We start from the raw sequence: 24,766 nt of genomic DNA, 5'->3' as shown, positions 1-24,766 counted from the left end.
CACCCTCTAAACGAGGTAAATCACTAGATAGCGAAGGCTGAGCGCGACCAACAAAACCGCTTGTATACGGCGGTTCTGGAAGATCATAGTGGCTGCCATCATTGCAACGAGCATTCCCGTCAAGGCCATAGCAGCCGGTGTAAGAAGTTGATCGCGCAACGGCTCTAGTGTCATCAAATACGTCCATTGCGCGAATACAAGAGCAATGAGGATGCCCATCACGGTGCGCCGGACGCGGAAATAGTGCGTGTCCAGATCTTCAAACAGCGCCGGCTTGGTCGGAAAGACCAGCCTTGCTGCAAGGTAGTAACTCGCTGAAAACGCCACTACCCCGAGCAAGACCTCTGAGCTGACAGTGATTTGTTCTCGCAGTAGCCACGCAAACAGCCAAAACGACATCAGGTCCAGCATAACAAACAGGCCGAGCAAAGGGGTAAGCCACCCGATCTTGAAGTGGCGCCCATCAGCCTCTGTTTCGAATTCATTTTCGAGCGTTCGACCAAATCCAGACAACAGCTCGACCATGGAAAGGCCAAGCAGCAAAGCGTAGAGAACTAGGATAAATTCGAAGTCGGTCACAAACTTGCGCCTTTGAAGTTCACCAAACCATCATAGGCTGATTTATCGGCCACTCCGGTAACGCGCACGCCTTGTCGCATCCAGAACGCGTGCTTTACGATCTCAGCCTGCTGCTCAATCCCATAAGCGGTGAAGGGCTGGCCCGGTTTGAGCGTGTATCCATAGCGGCAGAAGGGATGGCGGTGCAGCAGCAAATACCAATCGCCGCGCGTTTGGGTTTGCCAGACATGGGTGAGCTCGTGGATCAGCAGGCCTTGGCGGATCAGCCCTTCACCTGAAAAATCGTCGCAATAGGCCGCCCCATCGGGATGAAAGTGCACGTGGCCGCGCGGGGCCATAGTGACTTTGCGCGGCTGAAAAGGAAACCATTTGCGGCGCCGGATACGCACCGCCTCATAATCGATCGCAGTGCCAAAAACGGTCTTTGCAATGCCAATTTCACCGGGCGTCAAAGTGCGCTCGCCGCCGACCGGGCAGGCCGGGACGAGTGCGTGACTTTGAGCCGTAGGTGAGGGCGTGTCGCTCAGCGCTCTTCGCCCGCCGCGCGCACTTCGGCGTCGAACTTATGCCGCTTACCGCCTGAAATCTTGAGCGTAACTTCGGCGGTGCCGCCTAGCCTGAACGCTGTCATCAAGCTCGAATGCCATGACGTGCTTTGCGCCGGGTTCAAACGCTACCTCGGTGCCATTGGTGAGCGGAACGGGGCCAGCCTCAGCCATGGTCATCTTGAAATCATATTCCATCATATCATGAACCGTTGCGCTTTTCGCGCCCGCCACCTCAGCGCCGCTGACCGCAATGCCGCGATCACCATCATAGCTGAGGTTGAAATAGACCGCCGCCGGATTGCCAGACACCGGCGGGAGCACAAGGCGTGCATCCGTAATCGTGATCCCTTCAATCGTATCGACCGGCTCCGGGGCAGGTGCCTCTTCGCCGCAGGCCGCCATGCTAAGGCAGGCCGCCAAAGCAACGGCGCGCAGAAAGCCAGACGATGTTTGTGTCATTTTCACGTTGTAGTCCCCTTGTTGGATGGTGCGAAAAGTAGGCGCGTCCATCCCTTGTGCCAAGCAAAACCGCACCTATATCCCGCCTACAAACGAGTTGCCAAACGGTTCCGCCAATTCTGGGGAGCGCCACAGGCAACGTCCAACAACCTGTAATGGATGGGGAAATAATGGGTAAAGTAATCGGCATCGACCTCGGCACCACCAACTCGTGTGTGGCTGTAATGGACGGGGGCAAGCCTAAAGTTATTGAAAATTCTGAAGGCGCGCGCACCACGCCTTCTATCGTTGCCTTTACCAAGGACAGCGAGCGTCTGATCGGCCAACCGGCCAAGCGTCAGGCAGTTACCAATCCAGACAACACTCTGTTCGCGATTAAGCGCCTGATTGGCCGCCGCTTCGACGACCCGCTGACGAAGAAAGATATGGGCCTCGTCCCTTATGACATCGTCAAAGGAAAGAACGGTGACGCATGGGTGAAAGCCGGCGGTGAAGATTACTCGCCGAGCCAGATTTCAGCTTTCATTTTGCAGAAAATGAAAGAAACCGCCGAGAGCTATCTCGGTGAGACTGTCGACCAAGCCGTCATCACGGTTCCTGCATATTTTAACGATGCTCAGCGTCAGGCGACGAAAGATGCAGGGCAAATCGCGGGCCTTGAAGTGCTGCGGATCATCAACGAGCCGACCGCTGCGGCGCTCGCTTACGGCATGGACAAGAACGACGGCAAGACCATCGCTGTCTATGATCTTGGCGGCGGTACGTTTGACGTTTCCGTGCTCGAAATTGGCGACGGCGTGTTCGAAGTGAAGTCGACCAATGGCGACACATTCCTTGGCGGCGAAGACTTCGACAGCGCGATTGTCGAATGGCTTGCTGCTGAGTTCGAAAAGAAAGAGAACATGGACCTGCGCAAGGACAAGCTTGCGCTCCAGCGTCTCAAAGAAGCGGCTGAAAAGGCCAAGATCGAGCTTTCAAGCTCGGCCACGACCGAAATCAACCTGCCGTTTATCACTGCCCGCATGGATGGCGGATCAAGCACTCCGTTGCACTTGGTTGAAACGCTCAGCCGTTCTGACCTTGAAAAGCTGGTCGGCGATCTGATCAAGCGCACGCTTGATCCATGTAAGAAAGCCCTCGCAGATGCGGGCGTGTCTAAAGACGACATCGATGAAGTGATCCTGGTTGGCGGTATGACCCGCATGCCGAAGGTTCGCGAAGTCGTTGAAGGTTTCTTTGAGGCAAAGCCGCACACTGGCGTGAACCCAGACGAGGTCGTTGCCATGGGCGCGGCCATTCAGGCTGGCGTTCTGCAGGGCGACGTGAAAGACGTTCTGCTGCTCGACGTGACGCCATTGTCGCTCGGCATTGAAACCCTGGGCGGTGTCTTCACCCGGATGATCGATCGCAACACAACGATCCCGACCAAGAAGACGCAGACCTACTCAACCGCTGAAGACAATCAGAATGCGGTGACCATTCGCGTGTTCCAAGGTGAGCGCGAAATGGCTGCGGATAACAAGATGCTGGGTCAGTTCGATCTGGTCGGCATTCCGCCTGCACCGCGCGGCGTTCCGCAGGTTGAGGTGACCTTTGACATTGACGCGAACGGCATCGTGAACGTCTCTGCTAAGGACAAGGGCACTGGCAAAGAACAGACGATCAAGATCCAGGCATCGGGCGGACTGTCCGACAATGACATTGATCAAATGGTTCAAGACGCTGAGAAATTCGCTGAAGAAGACAAGAAGCGCCGGGCCTCTGCTGAAGCTCGCAACCAAGCCGATAGTCTTGTTCACGCGACTGAGAAGCAGCTCGAAGAGCACGGCGATAAGGTTGATGCCGATACCAAGTCTGCGGTGGAAACCGCCCTTGGCGAAGCGAAAACCGCGCTGGAAGGCGATGATGTTGATGAGATCAACGCCAAGTCTCAGGCTCTGACCGAAGCAGCCATGAAAATGGGTCAGCAAATCTACGAGAAAGAGCAGGCTGAAGGCGCTGCTGCTGGTGACGGCGGCGACGGCGATGCCTCTTCGGATGCGTCCGGCGACGAAGATGTTGTCGATGCTGAATTCTCCGAAGTGGACGAAGACAACAAGGACTGATGTCCTCATGAAAAACTATCCTGCCGTCAGTGTGGTCCGCCAAAGGTCTGCGCTGACGGCAGCTAGGTTTTAGGGACCAAGGTCACCATGGCTGCTACCCAATTAGATTATTACCAATTGCTCGAAGTGGGCCGCGACGCTGATGCGGCGGCACTGAAGAGCGCCTATCGCAAGCTGGCGATGAAGTTTCACCCCGATCGCAATCCAGGCGATGGTGAAGCGGAGGCGAAGTTCAAGGCGATTGGCGAGGCCTATGAAGTCCTCAAAGACCCGCAAAAGCGCGCGGCCTATGATCGCTATGGTCATGAGGCATTCCAGCAAGGGATGAGCGGCGGCGGAGGCGGCTTTGGCGGCGGACGCGGCCAGGCAGACTTCGGCGATATTGGCGATATTTTTGAGACCATCTTTGGCAGCGCTTTTGGCGGGGCCGCAGGCGGACGGCAGCAGACCCGGCGCGGTGCCGATCTGCGCTATGACATGCAGGTTACCCTCGAAGAGGCGTTCCACGGCAAGTCGACTGAGATCGAAATTGAAGTCTCGCAAGCCTGCGATACCTGCGATGGTTCAGGCGCGGCGCCCGGTACCAGTGAGCGGCAATGCAATTTATGCCACGGGCATGGCTCTGTGCGGGCAAAGCAAGGGCTGTTCGTGGTTGAACGGCCTTGCCCAACCTGTAGCGGCCGCGGCGCTGTTTTGGAGGAACCATGCGGTTCATGCCGCGGGGAAGGACGCGTTGACCGCGCTCAGGCCCTATCGGTGGAAATCCCGCCCGGCGTTGATACCGGCACGCGCATCAGGCTGACCGGCAAAGGTGAAGCGGGCGCTCGCGGTGCCCCCCTGGCGATCTCTACATTTTCGTGCATGTAACCCCGCACGAGCTGTTCCAACGCGAAGGCACCACTTTGGCCACGCGAGTTCCCGTCAGCTTCACGACGGCGGCTCTGGGCGGCAGCGTTGATATCCCGGATCTTGATGGTTCGACCAATTCCGTCGACATCCCAACTGGCATCCAATCGGGCAAGCAATTGCGCGTGCGCGGGGCCGGTATGCCAGTGCTGCAAGGGCGCGGGCGCGGTGATCTGGTGGTCGAGATTGCGGTTGAAACACCGACAAAACTCAGCCGCAAGCAAAAGGACATTCTCGAGGAGTTTCGCGAGACCGAAACTGGCGACGAATGCCCTGAAAGCCGCAGCTTTTTTTCCAAATTGAAAGATGCCTTCGGCGGTTGATGCGATGTCTGGCACTGGCCCCGCAGGCAGCGCCAAACAGTTAGCGCTCACCGCATACCGGCAAGGCGCCGCCAATGCGGGTGAGTTGCTTTCCGCTGCACTAAAAGACGAGCCGCATGACGGCGAATTGCTGATTGCGGAGGCTTCGGTCCGTGCCTCTTGCGGCGACATATTGCCTTTGGACCGATTGGAAGCGGTGCTTGCGCGGGCACCTGAGTGGGTGTCTGGCCACAGGGCATTGGCTCAATTGAAGGCCATGCTGGGCGATCCAGCCCCCTTTAGCGCCATAGAATCCGCGCTTGAGACGCGGCCTGACGATCCAAAATTGGCACTCGCTTTTCTTGCTCTGCTGGGCGGTGCAGGGCGCTATGAGGATGCTGCGCAAAAGGCGTCTGAATTGCGCCGCCGCATCGGTGATATTCCAGGCTTGAAATTGATTGAGGCCCGGTTCGCAGGCTTTGCCGGACGCTGCGAAGATGCGGCCGACTTGCTGCGAGATTTGCCTGCAGACCTTCCGGAACTGGAATATGAGAAAGCGCGCAACTCCCTTCGGCTAGGCGAGTTTGGAGACGCCAGCGCCGCAATTGATCGCGCACTTGCTTTAGATAAAGCTGATATCGGCGTCTGGGCGCTGGCCGAGCTGTGCTGGCGCATCCAAGGCGATCCGCGTCATCAATGGCTTTATTCGGAGGCGATTGCCGCAGAACAATTCGACCTAGGGCTCAGCGCAGATGAGCTGTCCGAGATGGTCGGGCTGCTACGCGGATTGCATGATATGAACGCTGCGCCACTCGGCCAAAGCGTTGAAGGCGGCACGCAGACACTCAATGATCTGCGGCACCGCAGCGATCCTTGCTTGCTTGCGCTGTTTGAGCGCATCCATGCGGTGCTGGCCAAATACACAGGTGAAATGGCGTCTCTGCCAACCGATCATCCGCTCGCTGCGTTAGGGCAGCGGCAAGCTGAAATCACCGCGAGTTGGTCGATCCGCCTGTCCGCCGGTGGTCGCCATTTCCCGCATATGCACGACAGTGGTTTGATCAGCTCGGCGGTCCACCTCGCGGTGCCGGATACCCTTGGTAAAGGCGAGGGGGAGCTGGAGCTTGGTCGGCCCCCTGAGGACATCCCAATAGACCTCGCGCCGGTCGCAAGCTTCGCGCCCAAGCCCGGTCACCTGATCTTGTTCCCAAGCTTTCTCTATCACGGCACCTCGCGTTTCGGCGAAGGCGAGCGACTCACTGTCGCATTTGACGCCGCCTAGGGCGCGCTTAGCCAACTCGACAACCACGCGGCTTATGGTTACTTCGCAGGCGACTGGAGAAGAATTATGAACCGTTTTGCCGTTTTCGCCCTCGCTGCTGCAACCCCATTTCTGGCTGTGCCGAGCTATGCTCAGCGCAATTTTGATGATGTGGAAATCACGGTCGAAGAAATCGCACCCGGCGTCGCGGTTCTGTTTGGCGCAGGCGGCAATATCGGGGTCAGCTACGGTGATGATGCGACGGTCATGATCGATGACCAGTTCGCGCCGCTGTCAGAAAAGATCGAAGCTGCTGTCGCAGGCCTAGGCGCAACTCCGGTGAAATATGTTGTCAACACGCACTGGCACGGTGACCACACCGGCGGAAACGAGAATTTCGGCAAGACCGGCGCGACGATCTTTGCGCATGACAATGTCCGTGTGCGCATGGCTGATCCATCGCTATCTGGCCGCGACGGGGAGCCTGCGCCAGATGTCGCTCTGCCGGTTGTGACCTATGGCCAGGGCCTTCGCTTCCATCTCAATGACGACACCATCAACCTCGCCTTTTTGGGCGGCGGCCACACTGATGGCGACAGCGTGGTGATGTGGGATAAGGCCAATGTCGTTCACATGGGCGACCTCTATTTCAACATCCCGGGCTATCCCTTTGTCGACACCCGATCTGGCGGCAGCGTCTATAACCTGATGTCCACACTCGATCTCGCGATTGCGATGATCAATGATGAGACCAAGGTTATTCCGGGCCATGGCGGCATGTCGAACAAGGCCGAAATGGTCGCCTATCGCGCGATGATCGGCGAGGCTGTGTCCCGCGTGGAAGCGCTCAATGAAGCTGGCAAGACGCTGGAAGAAGCGGTTGCAGCCAAGCCATTGGCAGACTTTGACCGAGGTGAGGGCTTTATCAGCGATGACGCATTCGTGACTGCGATTTGGCAGAGCATCGAAGGCTAAGCGAGCGCTTGGTCTTACTCAAAGCGCGCGAGGATCTCGTCTCTTAGCCCGCGCAGCAAATGCTCGCGGCACCGGCCAACCTCCAATTCCTCGTCAATGATGGCGAGGAATGCGGAACGTTTGGCTGATCGGATGGCTTCGGGTTTCATCCCGGCATCGACCGTTGAGGCGATCAGATCGATCATGCGTTCCGCGCCGTGCAGACGGCCCCAGACATAGTCGTTTTCCCGGTAGGATCGGCTGAAGAACGCGCCGAAATTGTAGAACTCTATGCCGCGCAATGTCGCGCGCGTGCCCCCCTCGCGGATCGAGCGCGCATCATCAGGTGAAATGCGATCAACCTTGACCGGATTGTACTCGGTCAGTCCTTCGTTTTGCAGCAGGGGCAGGGTGGCGACATCGTAGAACGGGAAGCCAAGATAGGTCAGCAGCATTCGCCGCTTCAGATTCTTGGGCATTTGCGCCAGCGCCTCTGCGAATATCCGCTCCGCCTCAAGATCAGTTTCTGGCAGCAGGCGCTGCTCAGCGAGATAATCCAGCAAGGCACCCGGATCTTTCAGCGCATTCCGTGCATGGCCCGCGAATTCCTCGCTCAAACCAGAGATGTCATCGGCTGAGAAATAGAGCGCGAGAATGTCGTAGATTTTCTCCCTCGCAATATCGAGCGCATCGTCCGGTATCTCCGGATCGGTTTCCCAATCTCGCGCCAGCCTACGCGCGAGCAGGCGCAAACGGCGAATGCGGAAACCGATGTCATGCGCCCTGAAAAACTGGATCGCTGCCTCGCTGGCGCCGCCGCTGCCGTCGGATAATTCACTCAGGCCCCGGCGCTCCAACTCGCGGCGCATAGCGGCGGCAATCGGCATGCTGTCGGCGAGCGACAGCTCGGGCGCTGCTTCGAGAGCTAGCTCTGCCAGACGATCGATGATGCCGCTGAACTTGGTTTGCGCATAGGCTTGAAACGCATAGCCGGAGCGCTCAGCCGCCGCCTGCTGCGCTTTGGCTCGCCAATTGTGCAGTCGCTTTGGGCTTGGGCTGTCGAGGAAGAACGTCATCCCGAACAGCTTCTCAACCGCCCGGTCGATCTCAGGTCTCAGGCCTAGGACGATCCGGCTCAGCCGCTCGGCATCGCGGGATTGCTGCTCGATCCGTTCCAGATTGTCGCGGATGGGTTGCTCGCGCGGGATGGTCGATAACGAACCGAAGATCGCACCGAAGAAGCCGATGGGCGTATCGTGGTTTTCGTTGACCGAACCGGCGCGGTCGGGGCGCGGATCAATATAGACAAACCGGCGATCAACCTCGCGCTGGGCAGGGCGACCATGCAGCGCCTTGATCGCCCCGCCAAATGGCGCATTCACCAGAACGGACCCGTCGATCAGCGACACGCCATCCTGCGTCCCGTCGCGCATATGGACAGGCATGATCCGGTTGAGAAAACTCGCGCGCGACGTCCAATCCACTCCTTTGCGCTCCGCCAAACGGTCAATTTCCGCCAGTTGCAGCGGTGGGAAGGCTCCCGGGAAACTGGCCGTCGCCCGCGCCGCGAGCACCAGCTCCAGCGGATTGGTCAGCCCTTCGCTGCTCTGCGCAGGTGTGCTCGCGCGCAGGCTGATCGGCGTGCGATGCTCGGTTTCTTCAACGATCGGCGGACTGTTAAGGCGCAGCATTTCCACATGGCCGCGAAAGTCAGTGGTGGTGACAAACAGATCAATTGGGTGACCAGGCGGCAGCAAAGGATCGCCGCGCTCGCCCGCGCGCATTCCTTCGAGCGCTTCAAACAGCAAGCTGGAGAACTTATCGCCAGAAAACGGGGGCTGAACCAGCGGCCACGGACCAGGCGGGAAACCTTTTGCCGTACCTCGGAGCGTGTCTCTGGCGACACGCTTTCGCTAACCGCATTGCCGGGACGGCTGAGCACCCATTCCGCAATCGGCTGAGCCCAGATCTTTGCATAGCGCCACATCGGCTGCGCCTTGGGATCGGTCAGCTCTTCGACATCGGCGGTTTCCAGCCACAGGTCTGTGAGCGGCTCGAGCGAATGGCCAGAATGGATGGCCTGCGCAAGGAACACGGCGTTGATCCCTCCAGCGCTCGCCCCGGTGAGAATGTCCGGCATAACGCGCAGGCGAAGTGAGTAATCGCGCTCAATTTCGCGCAGCAGGTCGCAATAGACTTGGGCGACCCCGCTGCACGGCGCCTCGCGATTGGCATGAAACGCCCGGCTTGCGCGGGCCAGATGCCAAATCTCTTTGGTGACCCCGTGCATATACACCGCAAGGCTGACACCGCCGTAGCAAACCAGAGCGAGACGAAGTTCTTTTTGCCGCATGAGAATCGTGATGACGTGGAAAGTCGGGAATGGCAATTGCGTTCCGCAAATGTTCCGTCTACGAAATCCGAATGGCAAAGACCAAACGGCGATATGTATGCGGTTCATGCGGCTCTGTTTCGCACCGCTGGCAGGGGCAATGTCCTGACTGTTCTGAATGGAACACGATGACAGAGGATGCACCAGCGACGGTGTTCTCTCAGAAGCATGATCTGTCGCGCGGAGGGCGGGCGCTGGAGTTCGTGCCGCTTGATGGCCCTGCGCAATTGCCTCAGCGGCGGCCGACTGGTCTCGCGGAGTTTGACCGCGCGCTGGGCGGCGGCCTGGTGCCGGGTTCGGCTGTGCTGATGAGCGGTGATCCGGGGATCGGCAAATCCACCCTGCTGATCCAAACGGCGGCGACAATCGCGCGCTCAAATGGTGATGTGGTTTATGTCAGCGGGGAAGAAGCCGCGGGGCAAGTGCGCCTTCGTGCTGCGCGCTTAGGAATTGCCGATGCGCCGATCCGGCTCGCGTCAGAAACCTCGGTGCGCGATATTCTGACCACCCTCGGTGCTGGTGATCCGCCCGCTCTGCTGGTGATCGATCTCGATTCAGACCATGCATTCCGACACGATCGAAGGCGCGCCGGGAACCGTCAGCCAGGTGCGCGGCTGCGCGCTCGAACTGATCCGCTACGCCAAGGAAAACGGCACCGCGTTGGTGCTGGTCGGGCATGTCACCAAAGACGGCAATATCGCTGGCCCGCGCGTGCTGGAGCATATGGTCGACGTGGTTATGAGCTTTGAGGGCGAGCGCAGCCATCAATATCGGATCCTGCGCGCGCTTAAGAACCGGTTCGGCGCGGTCGATGAGATTGGCGTGTTCGCAATGGCGAATGAAGGGCTGGAAGAGGTGACCAACCCTTCCATGCTATTCCTGTCTGGGCGGGACCATCCACTGGCAGGCAGCGCAGTCTTTCCCGCTCTTGAAGGAACAAGGCCCGTTTTAGTCGAGATACAGGCATTGATCGTTAGGTTGCAATCGGGCGCCACGCCGCGCCGCGCAGTGGTTGGCTGGGACAGCGGTAGGCTGGCGATGCTGCTGGCCGTGCTCGAATCGCGCTGCGGCCTCAATTTCTCCTCTGCTGAGGTCTATCTCAATATCGCTGGCGGATACCGACTGGCTGATCCCGCCGCTGATCTGGCGGTCGCAGCGGCTTTGATGTCTGCGCTTGCCGATAAGCCGCTGCCGGATAAAGCCGTTTGGTTTGGCGAGGTTTCGCTTGCTGGTGAAATTCGCCCGGTTTCTCATGGAGATCTGCGTCTTAGAGAGGCGGTGAAGCTGGGGTTTGCGAGAGGCTATGGCCCATCTGATAAAAAGCTCGGGTCGTCCAAGCTCAATTATCACGGTTTGGGACAACTTTCGAACCTCGTTGACCAAGTGATTGGGACGGAATAACCCAAGCCTGTAATGGCTATATTTGACATAATTGTGCTGATAATCGTGGGGGTCGCTGCGATTGGTGGTTTCATGCGGGGCCTCGTGCAAGAGGTCCTGTCTCTGGCGGCGTGGATGCTGTCGGCCTTTGCGATCTACTATTTGCATTCGCCGCTGACCGAAGGCCTGCGTGATTTTATCGACGCAGACCCGGGAACGCCGATCCTCGCTTTCGCGCTCCTGCTCCTCATTCCATATGCGGCGATGAAAGTGATCGCGAACAATGTGGGGGAGGCTTCGCGCAATTCCATCCTTGGCCCGATTGACCGTGTGCTTGGTTTTGGCTTTGGCGCGGTTAAAGGCGCGCTTATAGTGGTGTTTGCGTTCTCTGTCCTGGCGCTCGGCTTTGATACGGTTTGGGGCTTCAAAGGTCGTCCGACATGGATCACGACCGCGCGCACCTATCCGGCGGCTGATGCGTTCTCCCGCCAATTGGTGTCCGCCATCGCGGAACGTCGCGCAAAGCTCTCCGACGAAGAAGAGCCTGCCGACGAAGCCAGCCTGATCGAATGACGGATCGCTCGTGGCAGGCGTAAAAGCGACCAAGCTTTACTCGCCGCAATTGCTTGGTCTCGCCGCGGGGCTTGCCAATTATCCGCTCAGCAATGCGTCGCAATTCCCCGGCGAAGCACGCTCTCGCACGTGTGGCAGTTCAATTGAGCTTGCGGTCGATTGCCGCGAAGACGGATCGGTTGAGCGCATCGGCATGCAAGTGACGGCCTGCGCGATCGGACAGGCCTCTGCCGCGATCATGGCCGCAGATGTCCAAGGGCGCAGCGCAGCCGATATAATCACCAAGACGCGTGAAATAGAGCAATGGCTGAGCGGCGAGGGCAACCTACCAATTTGGCCGGGCTTTGATGCTTTGGCACCAGCGTTGGAGCATCCCGCGCGCCACGGCGCATTGATGCTCGTGTGGAAGGCTGCGAGTAACGCGCTTTCCTCTCGGTAAACGAGCAGCTAGTGCTACCCGCTAAGGCCAAGGGAAACTGGCCAGTCAGAAGAGGATCACGGGGCTTATGGTCGATGCAGAAGCGCTAAAGCAGCGCGAGCCAAGCGAAAAAGAAATCAAACTGGTGATCGGTGCGAGCAGCGCCGGGACCATCTTTGAATGGTACGATTTCTTCATCTACGGCACGCTTGCTTACATCCTGAAGGATGCGTTTTACGACGTGAATGACCCGACGCTGGCGCTGCTTCTGGTGTGGTCCACCTTCGCGCTCGGCTTTGCGTTTCGCCCGATTGGCGCAATTCTGTTCGGCTTTCTCGGCGATAGGCTGGGGCGCAAATACACCTTCCTCGTGACTGTCACTCTGATGGGCATTGCGACCGCCGCAGCGTCGGGCTGATTCCCACGGTCGACACGCTCAAAGAAAACTATGGTGAGGGGTATGTGATCATTGCCCCCATTATCGTCATATTCCTGCGGGTGCTCCAGGGCCTGGCCTTGGGCGGCGAATATGGCGGCGCGGCGATTTATGTCGCTGAACATGCGCCGCCTGAAAAACGCGGATTCTACACCAGTTTCATTCAGGCGAGTGTGGCGGGCGGCTTTGTGCTTTCCATCATCGTTGTCTTGCTGTGCCGCTGGATCATCCCTGAGGAAGCCTTCGCCGATTGGGGCTGGCGCGTGCCATTCCTGCTGTCGATCATCCTGCTAGGGATCTCGCTGTGGATGCGTCTCAAACTGTCTGAAAGCCCCGTGTTCCAAGCCATGAAGGAATCGGGTGAAACCTCGGGCAATCCGTTCATTGAAAGCTTCACCTATCCCGGCAATAAGAAGCGCATCTTTGTCGCTCTATTCGGTGTCAGCGGCATTCTGACGACCATTTGGTACACCGCATTCTTCTCAAGCCTATCCTTCCTGAAGGGTAATATGCGGCTTGATGAGGGGACGGTTGAAGTCATCCTGCTGATCGCGGGTATGCTGTCGCTCGGGCTGTATCTGATCGTTGGCAAATGGTCGGATACGGTCGGACGTAAGATGCCGATCATCATTGGCGCTTTGGCGACGCTCGCGACGCTGTTCCCGATCTTCTGGTTCATGGGCAGCCTGGCCAACCCGGGCCTAGCCGAGGCAGCGGAGCGCACGCCGGTTGTTGTCAGCGGCGATCAATGCGTCACCGATCCATTCGCCGAATTGTTTGACCGCGAACAGACGCCTTGCGGCAAAATCTTGAGTAGCCTGACCGGCAGCGGTGTATCCTACACGCTTCAGCCGGGCGGCGATCTGGGCGTTACAGTGGGCGGCGAACCGGTTGCCATTGCGCCGGAATGGCTCGAAGAAACCGAAGAGGGCGCGACTGCGCGGACAGCAGGCTTGCAAGAGGCACTGACCAAATCAGGGTTCGATTTCTCGCGTCAAGTTCCGCCACTGATCAACATCGTGGGCATCATCGCTGCGCTGCTGGCTCTCGGAGTTCTGTCCGCGCTGACCTATGGCTCGGTTGCGGCGCTGCTCTCAGAGATGTTCCCGCCGCGCATCCGCTACAGCTCGATGTCGATCCCCTATCACATTGGGGCCGGTTATCTTGGAGGGTTCCTGCCGCTGATCGCTGGGGTGATCGTCGCGAGCACGGGCAACATCTATTCCGGGCTTTGGTACACCTGGATCGTTGTCGCCTTTGGGCTCGTCGTCGCCTGGTGGGGCCTGCCGTCTGGGCCGCCGCGTGACTTCTCCGACGATGTCGGTTGATATCCCGCAACCAAGTCTTCGCCTGAGGATTGATCATGCGGCACTGACCAGCAATTGGCGCGCGCTTGATGGTATGTCAGGTGACGCCTCTGCGGGCGCTGCGGTCAAAGCCAATTGCTATGGCTTGGGCGTGGAGCGCTGCCTTCCAACGCTTCGTGATGCCGGGGCGGAGGAGTTCTTCGTCGCGCATTGGAGCGAGGTCGAAGCGGCGGCGCAACATGTTCACGCGGGCGATATTGCTGTGCTGCATGGTCCGATGACGCCGCAAGATGCCGCCTATGCCAAGGCCAGCGGAGCGGTGCCTGTCATCAACTCGCTGGAGCAGGCGCGCCGCTGGAATGATGTAGGGGGCGGTCGTTGTCATTTGATGGTCGATACCGGGATCAACCGACTTGGCATCGCGCCTTCTGAGGTTGGCGATGACGCTATTAAGGCACTCGACGTTGATGTGCTGATGTCGCACCTTGCCTGCGCTGATGAAGACAGCGAAATGAATGCGCAGCAATTGGCGCGCTTTCGTGAGGTTCAGGCGCATGTCGATTGGAATTCCCTTAGCCTGGCCAACAGCGCCGGGATCGCTTTGGGCAGCGAGTACGCCTTTGACCTCACGCGGCCAGGCCTTGCTCTGTACGGCGGCATCGCGCGGGAAGAACTTGCGGGCGTCATCAAACAAGTCGCCTTTCCAGAGGCCGCCATCATCCAGACGCGCGACCTAAAAGCTGGCGATGCGGTTGGCTATAACGGCGAATTCACTGCGCCGCGAGATATGCGGGTTGGCACTGTTTCACTGGGCTATGCCGATGGGTTCCTGCGCAGTTGGGGCAATGTGGATGGGCGCAGCGGCGCACATTTGCTGCACGCTGAGACGCCGCTGCCGCTGCTCGGCAAGGTCTCCATGGATATGGTGGTGGTCGACCTCAGTGCAGCGCCAAGCCTGCGCGAAGGCGATTGGCTATCTGTGCCCTATGAATTGCAAAATGCTGCGCAGCAAAGCGGCTTATCGCAATATGAATTGCTGACCATTCTGGGACAGCGTTTCGGATCCTAGAAAACGTTCATGTTGCGCTGCACATTGTGCAGATGCTAAGCGCGCTGCAACGCAAAAATTCATGGGATCCAAATAATGGCAGGCAAGTCAAAAGCCGCAAAGTCAGGCTCGCGCAAAACTGGCGAGGCAGGCGATGCGATCATCATCAAGAAATACGCCAACCGGCGGCTCTACAACACCAGCTCTTCAAGCTACATCACGCTTGATGATCTGGCTGAGATGGTGCGTGAGAATGTTGAATTTCAGGTACTTGATGCAAAGTCGGGCGATGACATCACGCATTCGATCCTGACCCAGATCATTATGGATGAAGAAGCCAATGGCGAGCAAATGCTGCCCGTGGGTTTCCTGCGGCAATTGATCGGCATGTACGGCAATTCCATGCAGGCGATGGTGCCGTCTTACCTCGAGGCGAGCATGGCCAATTTCCGCGATAACCAAACGAAGATTCGCGAAGCCTTTGAAAAAGGCATGTCGAACAATCCGATCTCGGCGATCCACGAAACCAATATGGCGATGATGCGCGCTGCGGCGGATGTCCTCATCCCGGGTGTTGCGAATAAGCGCAAATCTGCTGCGCCGAAAGCCGCTGCTGGTGCTAGCTCCAATGGTGAGATCGACGCGCTGCGCGAGCAAATGGCCGAGATGCAAAAGAAGCTTGATGAGCTGAGCAAATAGCCCAGCCACCATTTGCGAATTGCGAGCGGCAGGCCTAGCGCTACCGATCGATCAACCCAACACCCGCTCTATGATTTTGAGAGAGACCCGCTGTGTCTAACATCCGCCACGCTCTGAATGTGAAGCGCGAAGACGACTTCGCCAAATGGTATCAAACCGTGATCGCCGAGGCTGATCTGGCCGAAGAATCCGGCGTGCGTGGGTGCATGGTGATCAAGCCATGGGGTTACGGCATTTGGGAGCGTATTCAGCGCCTGCTCGATGATCGGATCAAAGCCGCTGGCGTGCAAAATTGCTACTTTCCGCTGTTTATCCCGCTTAAGAATTTTGAGCGTGAGGCGGAGCATGTTGACGGCTTTGCAAAGGAAATGGCGGTCGTCACCCACCACCGCTTGATCGCCGATGGTGAGGGCGGATTGGTGCCCGACCCGGAGGCAAAGTTGGAGGAGCCTCTGGTCGTTCGGCCAACCTCGGAAACCATCTTTGGCGATGCGATGGCGCGCTGGATCCAGAGCTGGCGCAACCTGCCGCTGCTGACCAACCAATGGGCCAATGTTGTGCGCTGGGAAATGCGCACGCGGATGTTCCTGCGCACCAGTGAGTTCCTATGGCAGGAGGGGCACACTGCGCACGAGAACCAGGATCAAGCCCAAGAAGAAACGCACCGCGCGCTCGAAATGTACCGCGCCTGCGCTGAAGAAGATTTGGCCATGCCGGTGATCGCTGGCGAGAAGCCAGAGAATGAGCGTTTCCCGGGAGCGGTCGAGACGTGGTCGATCGAGGCGATGATGCAGGACGGCAAGGCGCTGCAAGCGGGCACATCGCATTATCTCGGCACCAATTTTGCCGAGGCGGCGAACATCCAGTTTCAGGATCGCGAGGGCGCTCAGCAATATTGCCACACGACCAGCTGGGGCGTTTCGACCCGCATGGTCGGCGGCGTTATCATGACCCACGGTGATGACGATGGCCTGCGTGTGCCGCCCGCGATTGCACCGCACCAAGTCATCATCCTGCCCATGCTGCGCGACAAGCCAGAGGATGAGGCGCTGCTCGAATATTGCCGCGAGCTCTATGGCCAGCTGACTGCGCAAACCGCACTGGGCGAAAAGACCCGCATCTGGCTCGACACCGCGCCGGGCAAAGCAACCGCCAAGCGTTGGGATTGGGTGCGCAAGGGCGCGCCGGTTATCATCGAGGTTGGCGGGCGCGATATGGAGGCGGGCGTCGTCAGCCTGCTGCGCCGCGATAAGATGTGGAACCCAGAGAACGGCAAAGTCGCCTTTGCTGCGCCGAAACGCGATGATGTTGCGGGCGAAATTGGGGCGATGCTGGAAGACATTCAAGCGAACCTCTTTAATGAGGCGCGCGAGCGGCGTGATGCGAATATCACCCGCGGGATCAGCGATTGGGCTGATGTCGCCAGCCACTTTGCCAGTGGGGGCAAATATCCGGGCTGGGTCGAGGTTCAGTGGTCAAAGCCAAGCGGCGACGCCTTGGAAAAGGTGGTTGAGCGCTTGAAAGAGCACAAGCTCACTTTCCGCAATGTCCCGCGCGGCAGCGATGCGGCAGACGGCACCTGTATCTTCACCGGCGAACCTGCCGTGGAGCGAATTCTGGTGGCGCGCGCTTACTAGAGCTTGCACGCACTCGCATGTCGCGGCAAACATCGCGGCATGATCAAAAAACTCGCCATTCTCGCCTCGCTAGTTGCTGCGCCGCTGGCCGCTGATGACCATGTTCCTGCCGCGACTGACGACAGTCTTGCGGCTCAGGTTTCCGAAGAGCGCCTGCGCGCGGATATGGACAAGATCGTCTCGTTCGGCACGCGGCATACCTTGTCGTCACAAACTGATCCGAAGCGCGGTATTGGCGCGGCGGTCAATTGGGCGCTGGATGAGTTTCGCCAGATCGGGACGGGCTGCGATGACTGCCTGGAAGTTCAATCGGTCGAGCGTGTGGTCGAGCCCGATGGACGGCGCATTCCTCAGCCAACCTTGGTGCGCAATGCGGTCGCGATCCAGCGCGGGACCGAGCGTCCCAATGAAGTGATCATCGTGCAGGGGCACTATGACAGCCGGGTCACCGATCCGCTTAATGGGACCGACGACGCGCCGGGCGCGAATGATGATGGATCAGGCAGCGTGATGATCCTTGAGGCGTCCCGTATTCTGTCGAAGCAGCAATATCCCTCCACCATCATTTACGCGCTGCTGACCGGTGAGGAGCAGGGCCTTTATGGCGCGCGCATCCTGGCCGATTGGGTGGAGGAGCAGGGCATGACCGTGAAGGCCGTGCTGAACAACGATATGATCGGCAATTCCTGCGGGTCGGACGGCGTGTGCGACGCAAAGCATGTGCGCGTCTTCTCCGAAGGGCCACGCGCCGATTCCACTGAGCAGCTGCGCGCAAGACAGCGCCGCTTTGGCGGTGAGAACGACATGCCGGGTCGCAATCTCGCCCGCTGGCTTGGTGATCTGGCTCAGGCCAATCCTGACGGCATGCAAGTGCGGCAGATCTGGCGGACCGACCGCATGGGCCGGGGCGGGGATCAGATACCATTCCTCGACAAGGGCTATCCAGCGATCCGTATCGCGGTATCCGTCGAGGACTATGAACACCAGCATCAGGACCTCCGCACCGAGAACGGCATCAAATATGGCGATACGGTGGACGAGATCGACTTTGATTATCTGACCCGCTCTTCACAATTTAACGTCCGCGCGCTTCACCGTCTGGCAAAGGCGCCCATGCCGCCAGCGGTCACCGCCGATGCGGCTGTGCGGGTGGATACGGCGCTTGAATGGGACGCGGTTCCAGGGGCGGATCGCTATGTCATCAAGGCGCGCCGCACCGACGAATCCTATTGGCGCGGTGTCTTGCCTAATGGAACCAAGGGTGAGGATATCCAAAGCGCTATCCCGGCAACCGATACCTCCAAAATTGAGCTGGCGGTTCCCCTGCGCGGTGACGACTGGCTGCTGGGTGTGGCCGCTTGCTCAGGCAGCTATTGCTCACCCGTTTCCAGCGCGGTCCCCGGCGGAGCATTCGCGCCGGTGGCGAAAGCTGCCGATAACGATTAGAGACCGCTCGTCCTGAGCTTGTCGAAGGGCGAGCCCAGTCAAGTGTTTGTACGTCGACAGGCTCAGCGCGAACGGAATTCTCATGGCCAAAAGACAAATGAAACGCCCCGCGGGCATGCCGAGTGCGAAGCAGGTGCTGGAGTTCATTCAGACTGCTCACGGCCCCACGGGGAAGCGTGAGATCGCAAAGGCGTTTGGCCTGAAAGGGCAGGAGAAGATCGCGCTCAAGCGGTTGCTCAAGGACATGGCCGAAGAAGGCCTGATCGACGGGAAAACGACCGCCTATCACCGAATGGGCGGCGTTCCGAAAGTGACCGTTCTGAAGGTCGTCGATATCGAAGACGGCGAAGCGATTGCGGTCCCGGAGAATTGGGATTCCGACGCGCCGGATAAGCCGCCGCGTTTGACGGTCAAAGAGCTGAAAGGTGGGCGCGGCGCGAAAGGCATGCCGGCGCTCAAACGCGGCGACCGGGTGCTGTCCCGCACCGAAGAAACCGATGGTGGGTGGATCGCCCATCCGATGAAGAAATTGCCCGCGCGCAGCGAAGGTCTGCTCGGCGTAGTTGAGCTCGATGGACGCGGCAAGGCATGGTTGGCGCCGGTCGATAAACGCATCCGCAATTCCTCTCCCATCGCCGATGTGGGCGAAGCGGAAGAGGGGCAGCTGGTGCTGTGTGAGCGGGTGGGCCGATCTGAACGGGCTGGCGTCAAAGTTGTCGAGGTGATCGGCGATCCGCTGGCTCCCAAAAGCTTCAGCCTGATTGCGATTGCCAAGCATGGCATCCCGCAAACCTTCCCCGAAGAGACCTCGGCCGAGGCGCAGGCCGCGACCGAGCTGACATTGTCCGAGGAAAAGCGCGAGGACTTGCGTGATTTGCCCATCGTCGCAATCGATCCCGCCGATGCGCGCGATCACGATGATGCGATCTGGGCAGAGCCTGATGGCGAGGGCGGCTTCAAAGCGCTCGTCGCGATTGCTGACGTATCCTACTATGTCCGTCCCGGCGGCGCGCTCGATAAGGAAGCGCGAAAGCGCGGCAATTCGGTCTATTTCCCTGACCGTGTCGTACCGATGCTGCCAGAGATACTGAGCGCCGATGTGTGCTCTTTGCGCGAAGGCGAAGATCGCGCGGCGATGGCATGTCACCTGCGGATCAATTCCAAGGGCAAGATCACCAGCCACCGCTTTACCCGGGCGATTGTCCGCATTCATCACAATATCGCTTACGAAGATGCACAGGCGGCGGTGGACGGTGACAACACGCCGGAATTTCTTGGCAATCTATGGGCCGCGTGGAAGGTTCTGGCGGCTGCCCGCGCTGCGCGTGATCCGCTCGATCTGGACCTGCCGGAACGACGAGTTGTGCTCAATGAGCAAGGTCAGATCGCAGAGATTGCCGTGCGCGAGCGGCTCGATGCCCACCGCGTGGTGGAAGACTTTATGATTGCGGCCAATGTTGCAGCGGCACAGGCGCTCGAGGCCAAGAGCTCACCCGTGGTCTACCGCGTGCATGAGACACCAAGCCGAGAGAAGCTGATTGCGCTGCGCGATTATCTGGAAACGTTCGGGCAAAAGCTCGCGCTGGGTCAGGTGATCACGCCGAGCCTGTTCAACCGGATGCTCAAAGATGTGAGCGACGAGGATGAAAAAGCGCAGGTGATGGAAGCCGTCCTGCGCACTCAGATGCAGGCCTATTATGGCCCGGCCAATTCGGGGCACTTTGGCCTGGCGCTCGGTTCTTATGCGCATTTCACATCGCCCATTCGCCGCTACGCTGATCTTCTCGTGCACCGCGCGTTGGTGGATGCGTATAAGCTGGAGCAGCCAAAGCCGAAGGTGTCTCTGCCAGAGAAAAGCGGGCTGTCAGAGCGTGACCGCGACAATCTGCAACAGATTACCGATGCGATCAGCCAGACAGAGCGCCGGGCGATGGAGGCAGAACGCGATACAATCGATCGCTATGTCGCCGCATGGCTATCGGGCAGAGTTGGTGAGAATTTTGAAACGCGCATCACTGGCGTTCAGGGCTTTGGTTTCTTTGCCACCATCGTCGGCCTTGGCGGTGATGGCCTCGTGCCGGTTTCCACATTGGGCGCAGAGCACTTCCGCTATGAAGAAGCAGCGCAATCCTTGGTGGGAGAGGACAGCGGCACCAGCTATTCACCCGGCGACAAGCTCACGCTGCAATTGGCGGAGGCGAATGCGCTCACCGGTGCGCTCAAATTTGTGCCGGTCGATGCCGATGGCCAAGCGATCGAGCCGCGCGGGAACCGACCGCCGCCGCGCCGGGGCAAGCCGAGTTACAAAAAGGGTCCGCCGAAAAAGGGGAAATATGCCGCTGGTAAACGCGGCCGCCCTGGCAATATCCGCCATCAGGGACGGCGAAAATAGGCCCGGTAAACCCTGGCTAAATCGCAATTACACTTCGTGGTCGCTGCTTGTTTCGTCGTAATCATTCGGGATGATATAGACCGGGCAGGGCAGCTCTCCCGCATGCGCTGAAAAGTGCGTAACCAATGGGCCGGGATTGCCGCTCGCCGCGCCCAGCACCAATGCGGCGACCTCATTGTGGTTCTTCAAAAAGTCGCTGACAATTGACTGGTTGTTGCCGACCTTCACCGAGATTGTCGGCATAATCCCGCTTTCCGCCAGCAGATTTCCGCCGATCCCATTGGCCAGCATTTCTGCCCGATCATGCGCCTCTTGCTCAATGGTATCCTGAACCGCGCCAAACGCACTCACGTTTTGCTGAGCGACCACCGCCAGGATGTGCACCGCGCCTTTCACCGCGACGGCGCGCCGCGCGGCATACCGCAATGCGGCCCGCGCTTCTTGGCTTTCGTCCATCACAACCAGGAATGTACGCATATTCTTCGCTCCCCTTTGGGTAGCTATCCTTTCAAATGGTTTCGTATGCAAGGCCTTGCCCGAAGCGGCTGAATTCGTCACACGGGCAAAACAACACCAGCGACGAGGATTTGACCGCTCCATGGCCGTAGAAATCAAGATGCCCGCTCTCTCTCCAACAATGGAGGAGGGGACGCTTGCCAAATGGTTGGTGAAGGTTGGCGATACTGTGAACTCCGGCGAGATCATGGCCGAGATCGAGACCGACAAAGCGACGATGGAATTCGAAGCGGTCGACGAAGGCATCATCGCGGCGATTTTGGTCGAGGAAGGCAGCGAAAACGTTGCGGTCGGCACGGTTATCGCAATGCTGGCGGAAGAAGGCGAAGATATTGGCGATGTGAGCGCACCAGGCGCCGCGCCTGCGCCAAGCGCCCCGGCAGAGCCAGAGCCAGCGGCTGAAGCGACTGCTGCACCAGCGGCCTCTCCCGCTCCTGCGCCCGCAGCAAAACCTGCGCCTGCATCATCGGAAGGGCGGATTGTCGCCTCTCCTCTGGCGAAGCGCATTGCCGCGCAAAAGGGTGTCGACCTCTCGCAAGTTACCGGCTCTGGTCCGAATGGCCGTATCGTGAAGGCGGATGTTGAGGGCTCCAGCGCCAGCGCGCCCGCTGCAAGCGTGGCTGCACCTGCGGCTCAGCCTGCGGCTGCGCCCACGCCATCTATGTCGCCCGATGATGGCGGCGCTCCTTATACTGAGGCGAAGCTCAACAATGTTCGCAAGGTTATTGCTCGCCGCCTGACCGAGGCGAAGCAGCAAATCCCGCATATCTATTTAACCGTCGATGTTCAGCTCGATGCGCTGCTGAAACTGCGCAAGGAACTCAACGCATCGCTTGAAGCAGACGGAGTGAAACTCTCTGTAAACGACCTGATTATCAAAGCGCTGGCACGCTCGCTGCAACGCGAGCCGCAATGCAATGTCAGCTTCCAAGGCGATGTCATGCATGAATACAGCCGCCAGGATATCTCCGTCGCGGTGGCTGCGCCTTCTGGCCTGATCACGCCAGTGATCCGCGATGCCGGACGCAAGGGGCTCGCGGAAATCTCAACCGAGATGAAGGAGCTCGCTGGCAAGGCGCGCGATGGCAAGCTGATGCCGCATGAATATCAAGGCGGCACAGCCTCGCTCTCCAACCTCGGGATGTTCGGTACAAAGCACTTTGATGCCGTGATCAATCCGCCGCAGGGGATGATCTTGGCCGTCGGCGCGGGCGAACAGCGACCTGCGGTTGTTGACGGCGCGCTTGGTATTGCCACCGTGATGACTGTGACGGGCAGCTTCGATCACCGCGCAATTGACGGCGTGGACGGGGCGAAATTGCTCGCTCAATTCCAAAGCCTGATCGAAAATCCAATGGGGCTGGTGGTGTGACAATTGCCGTTTTGGGCAAGGCGATCATAATAGCGTTCATGGCCGCTCTTGCCGCTTGGCTCTTTCCCATCGCCTACCTGATTTCTAACGGGAATAGCCTTGATCTCAATCCTGCCTCGCCGGTTCGTCAAGGGAGCACCATTGCCTTGCTCGGCAGCTATTGTGTTGGCCTGCCGGTGTCGCTCCTCACTTACTTCCTTGCGCGGCGGCATCTCATGCAATCGCCGTTGACTTTGTTCACTATTGCATCGCTCGCTGGGGTGATGATGATCCTCGTCTGCCTCGTGTTTGGTGATGGGTTCTTGGCGCTGATGTTTGGCGTGCCATCTCTGATCGCAGCGCTGGTTTTCGCCACACTTGGTTGGTTCTGGATTCTAAAGCCGGAGCGTGAGGCTGCAAATGCCTGAGGGCCTGAACGTGAATTCCAGAGGACCATTGTCATGATGCTGTCTGGCCTTCTTCTCTTTTCTTCAGCGCCTGCTGAATTGGCAAGCGTCGGGCTCGGTAAAGTTGATCCAAGTGAAGGCTTAGAACGATTGGCAGTTGCGCAAGCCGCGACCAACTTGATGGAACAAAATTTTCTCCCCAAGGAAACCCAAAATGGCTGACAATTCCTACGATGTAATAGTTCTTGGCTCTGGCCCCGGCGGCTATGTTGCGGCGATCCGCTGTGCGCAGCTGGGTCTCAAAACGGCGATTGTTGAGCGTGAGAACCTCGGCGGTATCTGCCTCAATTGGGGCTGCATCCCGACCAAGGCGCTGCTGCGCTCGGCCGAGATATTCCACTATATGCAAAATGCGGGCGATTACGGCCTGAAGGCGCAAGGGATTGAGGCCGATTTGGAGGCTGTGGTGAAGCGCAGCCGCGGCGTCGCAAAGCAGCTTAATCAGGGCATCGGCCACCTGATGAAAAAGAACAAGATCACCGTCCATATGGGCGAGGGCAAGCTGACCGGACCGACCAGCCTCACTGTGAAGGGCGATAAGGGCGAGGAGAAACTCTCTGCCAAGCATGTGATTGTCGCCACTGGCGCGCGGGCGCGCGACCTGCCGTTTGCGCCCGCTGATGGGAAGCGCGTGTGGACCTATCGCCACGCGATGACTCCGTCGGAAATGCCGAGCAAGCTGTTGGTAATCGGTTCGGGTGCGATCGGGATCGAATTTGCGAGCTTCTTTAACGATATGGGTGCGGATGTGACCGTGGTCGAAATGCTCGACCGGATCGTGCCAGTTGAGGATGCCGACGTCTCCACTTTCCTCGAAAAATCGCTGACCAAGCAAGGCATCAAAGTGATGACCGGCGCCGGGGTCGATGAGCTGAAAGTCGGCGCAAAAGGCGTCACCGCGACGATCAAGGACAAGGCTGGTAAAGCATCGACCACAGAATTCAGCCATGTGATCACCGCCATCGGAATTCAGCCCAACACTGAGAATATCGGTCTGGAGAAGCTGGCGGAAATGGACCGCGGCTTTATTCAAATCGATCCGTTTGGCCGCACCAAAACTAAAGGCCTTTGGGCGATTGGCGATTGCACCCCTGGCCCATGGCTTGCGCATAAGGCCAGCCACGAGGGCGTGAGCTGCGCCGAGGCGATTGCTCAGGAGCTGGGCAATAAGGATGTGCACCCGCACCCGCTTGATCGCAGCAACATTCCAGGCTGCACCTATTGCCACCCGCAAATCGCCAGTGTCGGCATGACCGAGGCGGCGGCGAAGGAGGCAGGGCATAAGGTTCGTGTCGGCAACTTCCCTTTCATCGGCAACGGCAAAGCAATCGCGCTGGGCGAAGCGGAAGGCTTCATTAAAACAGTGTTCGATGCGGGCACCGGTGAGCTGCTGGGCGCGCATATGATCGGCGCGGAAGTGACCGAGCTGATCCAAGGCTACACCGTGGGCAAGACCTTGGAGACGACCGAGCAAGAGCTGATGCAAACGGTCTTCCCGCATCCGACACTGTCAGAAATGATGCATGAGAGCGTGCTAGACGCCTATGGCCGCGCGCTGCATTTTTAGGGCCAGCCTCTAAACGCAAAAAG

At 58.8% G+C, this 24,766-nt stretch carries 18 protein-coding genes and 4 pseudogenes; 17 read left to right on the top strand and 5 right to left on the bottom strand.

All coding sequences use genetic code 11. The features are described 5' to 3' along the window. Nucleotides 1-6 precede the first annotated feature (6 nt). From AC0V6U_RS06335 to AC0V6U_RS06325, 3 genes are all read right to left on the bottom strand, one after another. Entirely contained in the window at nt 7-579 is a 573-nt protein-coding gene (locus tag AC0V6U_RS06335) for a hypothetical protein (protein ID WP_472645327.1), read from the bottom strand. Further along, nucleotides 576-1,031 carry a vgr related protein gene (locus tag AC0V6U_RS06330; protein WP_472645326.1) on the bottom strand — a complete coding sequence of 152 codons (456 nt, stop codon included), beginning with the start codon at nt 1,029-1,031 and terminating at the stop codon, nt 576-578. Before AC0V6U_RS06330 ends, AC0V6U_RS06335 begins: the two co-directional genes overlap by 4 nt. Nucleotides 1,032-1,151: 120 nt before the next feature. Next, complete coding sequence (locus AC0V6U_RS06325) at nt 1,152-1,586, bottom strand: copper chaperone PCu(A)C (RefSeq protein ID WP_472645716.1); 435 nt, start codon at nt 1,584-1,586, stop codon at nt 1,152-1,154. 170 nt (nt 1,587-1,756) lie between these two features. On the opposite strand from AC0V6U_RS06325, the gene dnaK reads away from it, so the two are divergent. The 4 genes and pseudogenes from dnaK to AC0V6U_RS06305 all read left to right on the top strand — a co-directional run bounded on the left by dnaK (nt 1,757) and on the right by AC0V6U_RS06305 (nt 7,135). After that, nucleotides 1,757-3,691 (top strand): molecular chaperone DnaK, encoded by a 1,935-nt coding sequence (gene dnaK / locus AC0V6U_RS06320; protein ID WP_472645325.1) that lies wholly within the window; start codon nt 1,757-1,759, stop codon nt 3,689-3,691. A gap of 87 nt (nt 3,692-3,778) precedes the next feature. Continuing rightward, nucleotides 3,779-4,920 (top strand): annotated as a pseudogene (dnaJ, locus tag AC0V6U_RS06315) (molecular chaperone DnaJ). A 4-nt stretch (nt 4,921-4,924) separates the two neighbouring features. Continuing rightward, nucleotides 4,925-6,181, top strand: a complete 1,257-nt coding sequence (locus AC0V6U_RS06310; RefSeq protein WP_486169404.1) for a 2OG-Fe(II) oxygenase family protein — start codon at nt 4,925-4,927, stop codon at nt 6,179-6,181. Between the two features lie 66 nt (nt 6,182-6,247). Further along, nucleotides 6,248-7,135, top strand: a complete 888-nt coding sequence (locus AC0V6U_RS06305; RefSeq protein WP_472645323.1) for an MBL fold metallo-hydrolase — start codon at nt 6,248-6,250, stop codon at nt 7,133-7,135. A gap of 14 nt (nt 7,136-7,149) precedes the next feature. On the opposite strand, the pseudogene AC0V6U_RS06300 reads toward AC0V6U_RS06305, so the two are convergent. Then, nucleotides 7,150-9,467: pseudogene (locus AC0V6U_RS06300) on the bottom strand (patatin-like protein). A gap of 71 nt (nt 9,468-9,538) precedes the next feature. On the opposite strand from AC0V6U_RS06300, the pseudogene radA reads away from it, so the two are divergent. The 9 genes and pseudogenes from radA (at nt 9,539) to rnr (ending at nt 20,842) form a co-directional block, all read left to right on the top strand. After that, a pseudogene (radA, locus tag AC0V6U_RS06295) lies at nt 9,539-10,907 on the top strand (DNA repair protein RadA). A 12-nt stretch (nt 10,908-10,919) separates the two neighbouring features. Next, nucleotides 10,920-11,459: a CvpA family protein gene (locus AC0V6U_RS06290; RefSeq protein WP_472645322.1), complete on the top strand. Its 540-nt coding sequence runs from the start codon at nt 10,920-10,922 to the stop codon at nt 11,457-11,459. A 10-nt stretch (nt 11,460-11,469) separates the two neighbouring features. After that, a complete protein-coding gene (locus tag AC0V6U_RS06285; RefSeq protein WP_472645321.1) occupies nt 11,470-11,898 on the top strand; it encodes an iron-sulfur cluster assembly scaffold protein in 429 nt (142 codons plus the stop codon). 67 nt (nt 11,899-11,965) lie between these two features. Then, nucleotides 11,966-13,641, top strand: a pseudogene (locus AC0V6U_RS06280) (MFS transporter). Then, nucleotides 13,631-14,689 (top strand): alanine racemase, encoded by a 1,059-nt coding sequence (alr, locus tag AC0V6U_RS06275; protein WP_472645714.1) that lies wholly within the window; start codon nt 13,631-13,633, stop codon nt 14,687-14,689. Before AC0V6U_RS06280 ends, alr begins: the two are co-directional and overlap by 11 nt. Before the next feature lie 75 nt (nt 14,690-14,764). Beyond that, nucleotides 14,765-15,367 (top strand): polyhydroxyalkanoate synthesis repressor PhaR, encoded by a 603-nt coding sequence (phaR, locus tag AC0V6U_RS06270; RefSeq protein ID WP_472645320.1) that lies wholly within the window; start codon nt 14,765-14,767, stop codon nt 15,365-15,367. A 92-nt stretch (nt 15,368-15,459) separates the two neighbouring features. Next, on the top strand, nt 15,460-17,004 hold the full coding sequence (gene proS / locus AC0V6U_RS06265) for a proline--tRNA ligase (protein WP_472645319.1): 1,545 nt from the start codon (nt 15,460-15,462) through the stop codon (nt 17,002-17,004). Nucleotides 17,005-17,043: 39 nt separating this feature from the next. After that, a complete protein-coding gene (locus AC0V6U_RS06260) occupies nt 17,044-18,450 on the top strand; it encodes a M28 family peptidase (protein ID WP_472645318.1) in 1,407 nt (468 codons plus the stop codon). Nucleotides 18,451-18,532: 82 nt separating this feature from the next. Continuing rightward, the gene (gene rnr / locus AC0V6U_RS06255; protein WP_472645317.1) at nt 18,533-20,842 is read left to right on the top strand and encodes a ribonuclease R; all 2,310 of its coding nucleotides are present in this window, start codon (nt 18,533-18,535) and stop codon (nt 20,840-20,842) included. 27 nt (nt 20,843-20,869) lie between these two features. Here rnr and AC0V6U_RS06250 read toward each other — a convergent pair whose 3' ends face one another. After that, complete coding sequence (locus tag AC0V6U_RS06250) at nt 20,870-21,319, bottom strand: universal stress protein (RefSeq protein WP_472645316.1); 450 nt, start codon at nt 21,317-21,319, stop codon at nt 20,870-20,872. Nucleotides 21,320-21,440: 121 nt separating this feature from the next. Here AC0V6U_RS06250 and AC0V6U_RS06245 point away from each other — a divergent pair, with 121 nt between their 5' ends. Genes AC0V6U_RS06245 through lpdA form a run of 4 tightly spaced genes read left to right on the top strand, consistent with a single transcriptional unit; the run spans nt 21,441 to nt 24,743 of the window. Next, nucleotides 21,441-22,730: a pyruvate dehydrogenase complex dihydrolipoamide acetyltransferase gene (locus tag AC0V6U_RS06245; RefSeq protein ID WP_472645315.1), complete on the top strand. Its 1,290-nt coding sequence runs from the start codon at nt 21,441-21,443 to the stop codon at nt 22,728-22,730. Between the two features lie 38 nt (nt 22,731-22,768). Further along, a complete protein-coding gene (locus AC0V6U_RS06240; RefSeq protein ID WP_472645314.1) occupies nt 22,769-23,137 on the top strand; it encodes a hypothetical protein in 369 nt (122 codons plus the stop codon). A 33-nt stretch (nt 23,138-23,170) separates the two neighbouring features. Further along, on the top strand, nt 23,171-23,338 hold the full coding sequence (locus tag AC0V6U_RS06235) for a hypothetical protein (RefSeq protein ID WP_472645313.1): 168 nt from the start codon (nt 23,171-23,173) through the stop codon (nt 23,336-23,338). Beyond that, nucleotides 23,331-24,743: a dihydrolipoyl dehydrogenase gene (lpdA, locus tag AC0V6U_RS06230; RefSeq protein WP_472645312.1), complete on the top strand. Its 1,413-nt coding sequence runs from the start codon at nt 23,331-23,333 to the stop codon at nt 24,741-24,743. The genes AC0V6U_RS06235 and lpdA overlap by 8 nt, the downstream gene beginning before the upstream one ends. The last annotated feature ends 23 nt before the right edge of the window (nt 24,744-24,766 follow it).

Source organism: Erythrobacter sp. W36 (genome assembly GCF_057364935.1).
The sequence above is the reverse complement of the archived record's forward strand: the minus strand, read 5'-3'. Positions and strand labels throughout refer to the sequence as shown.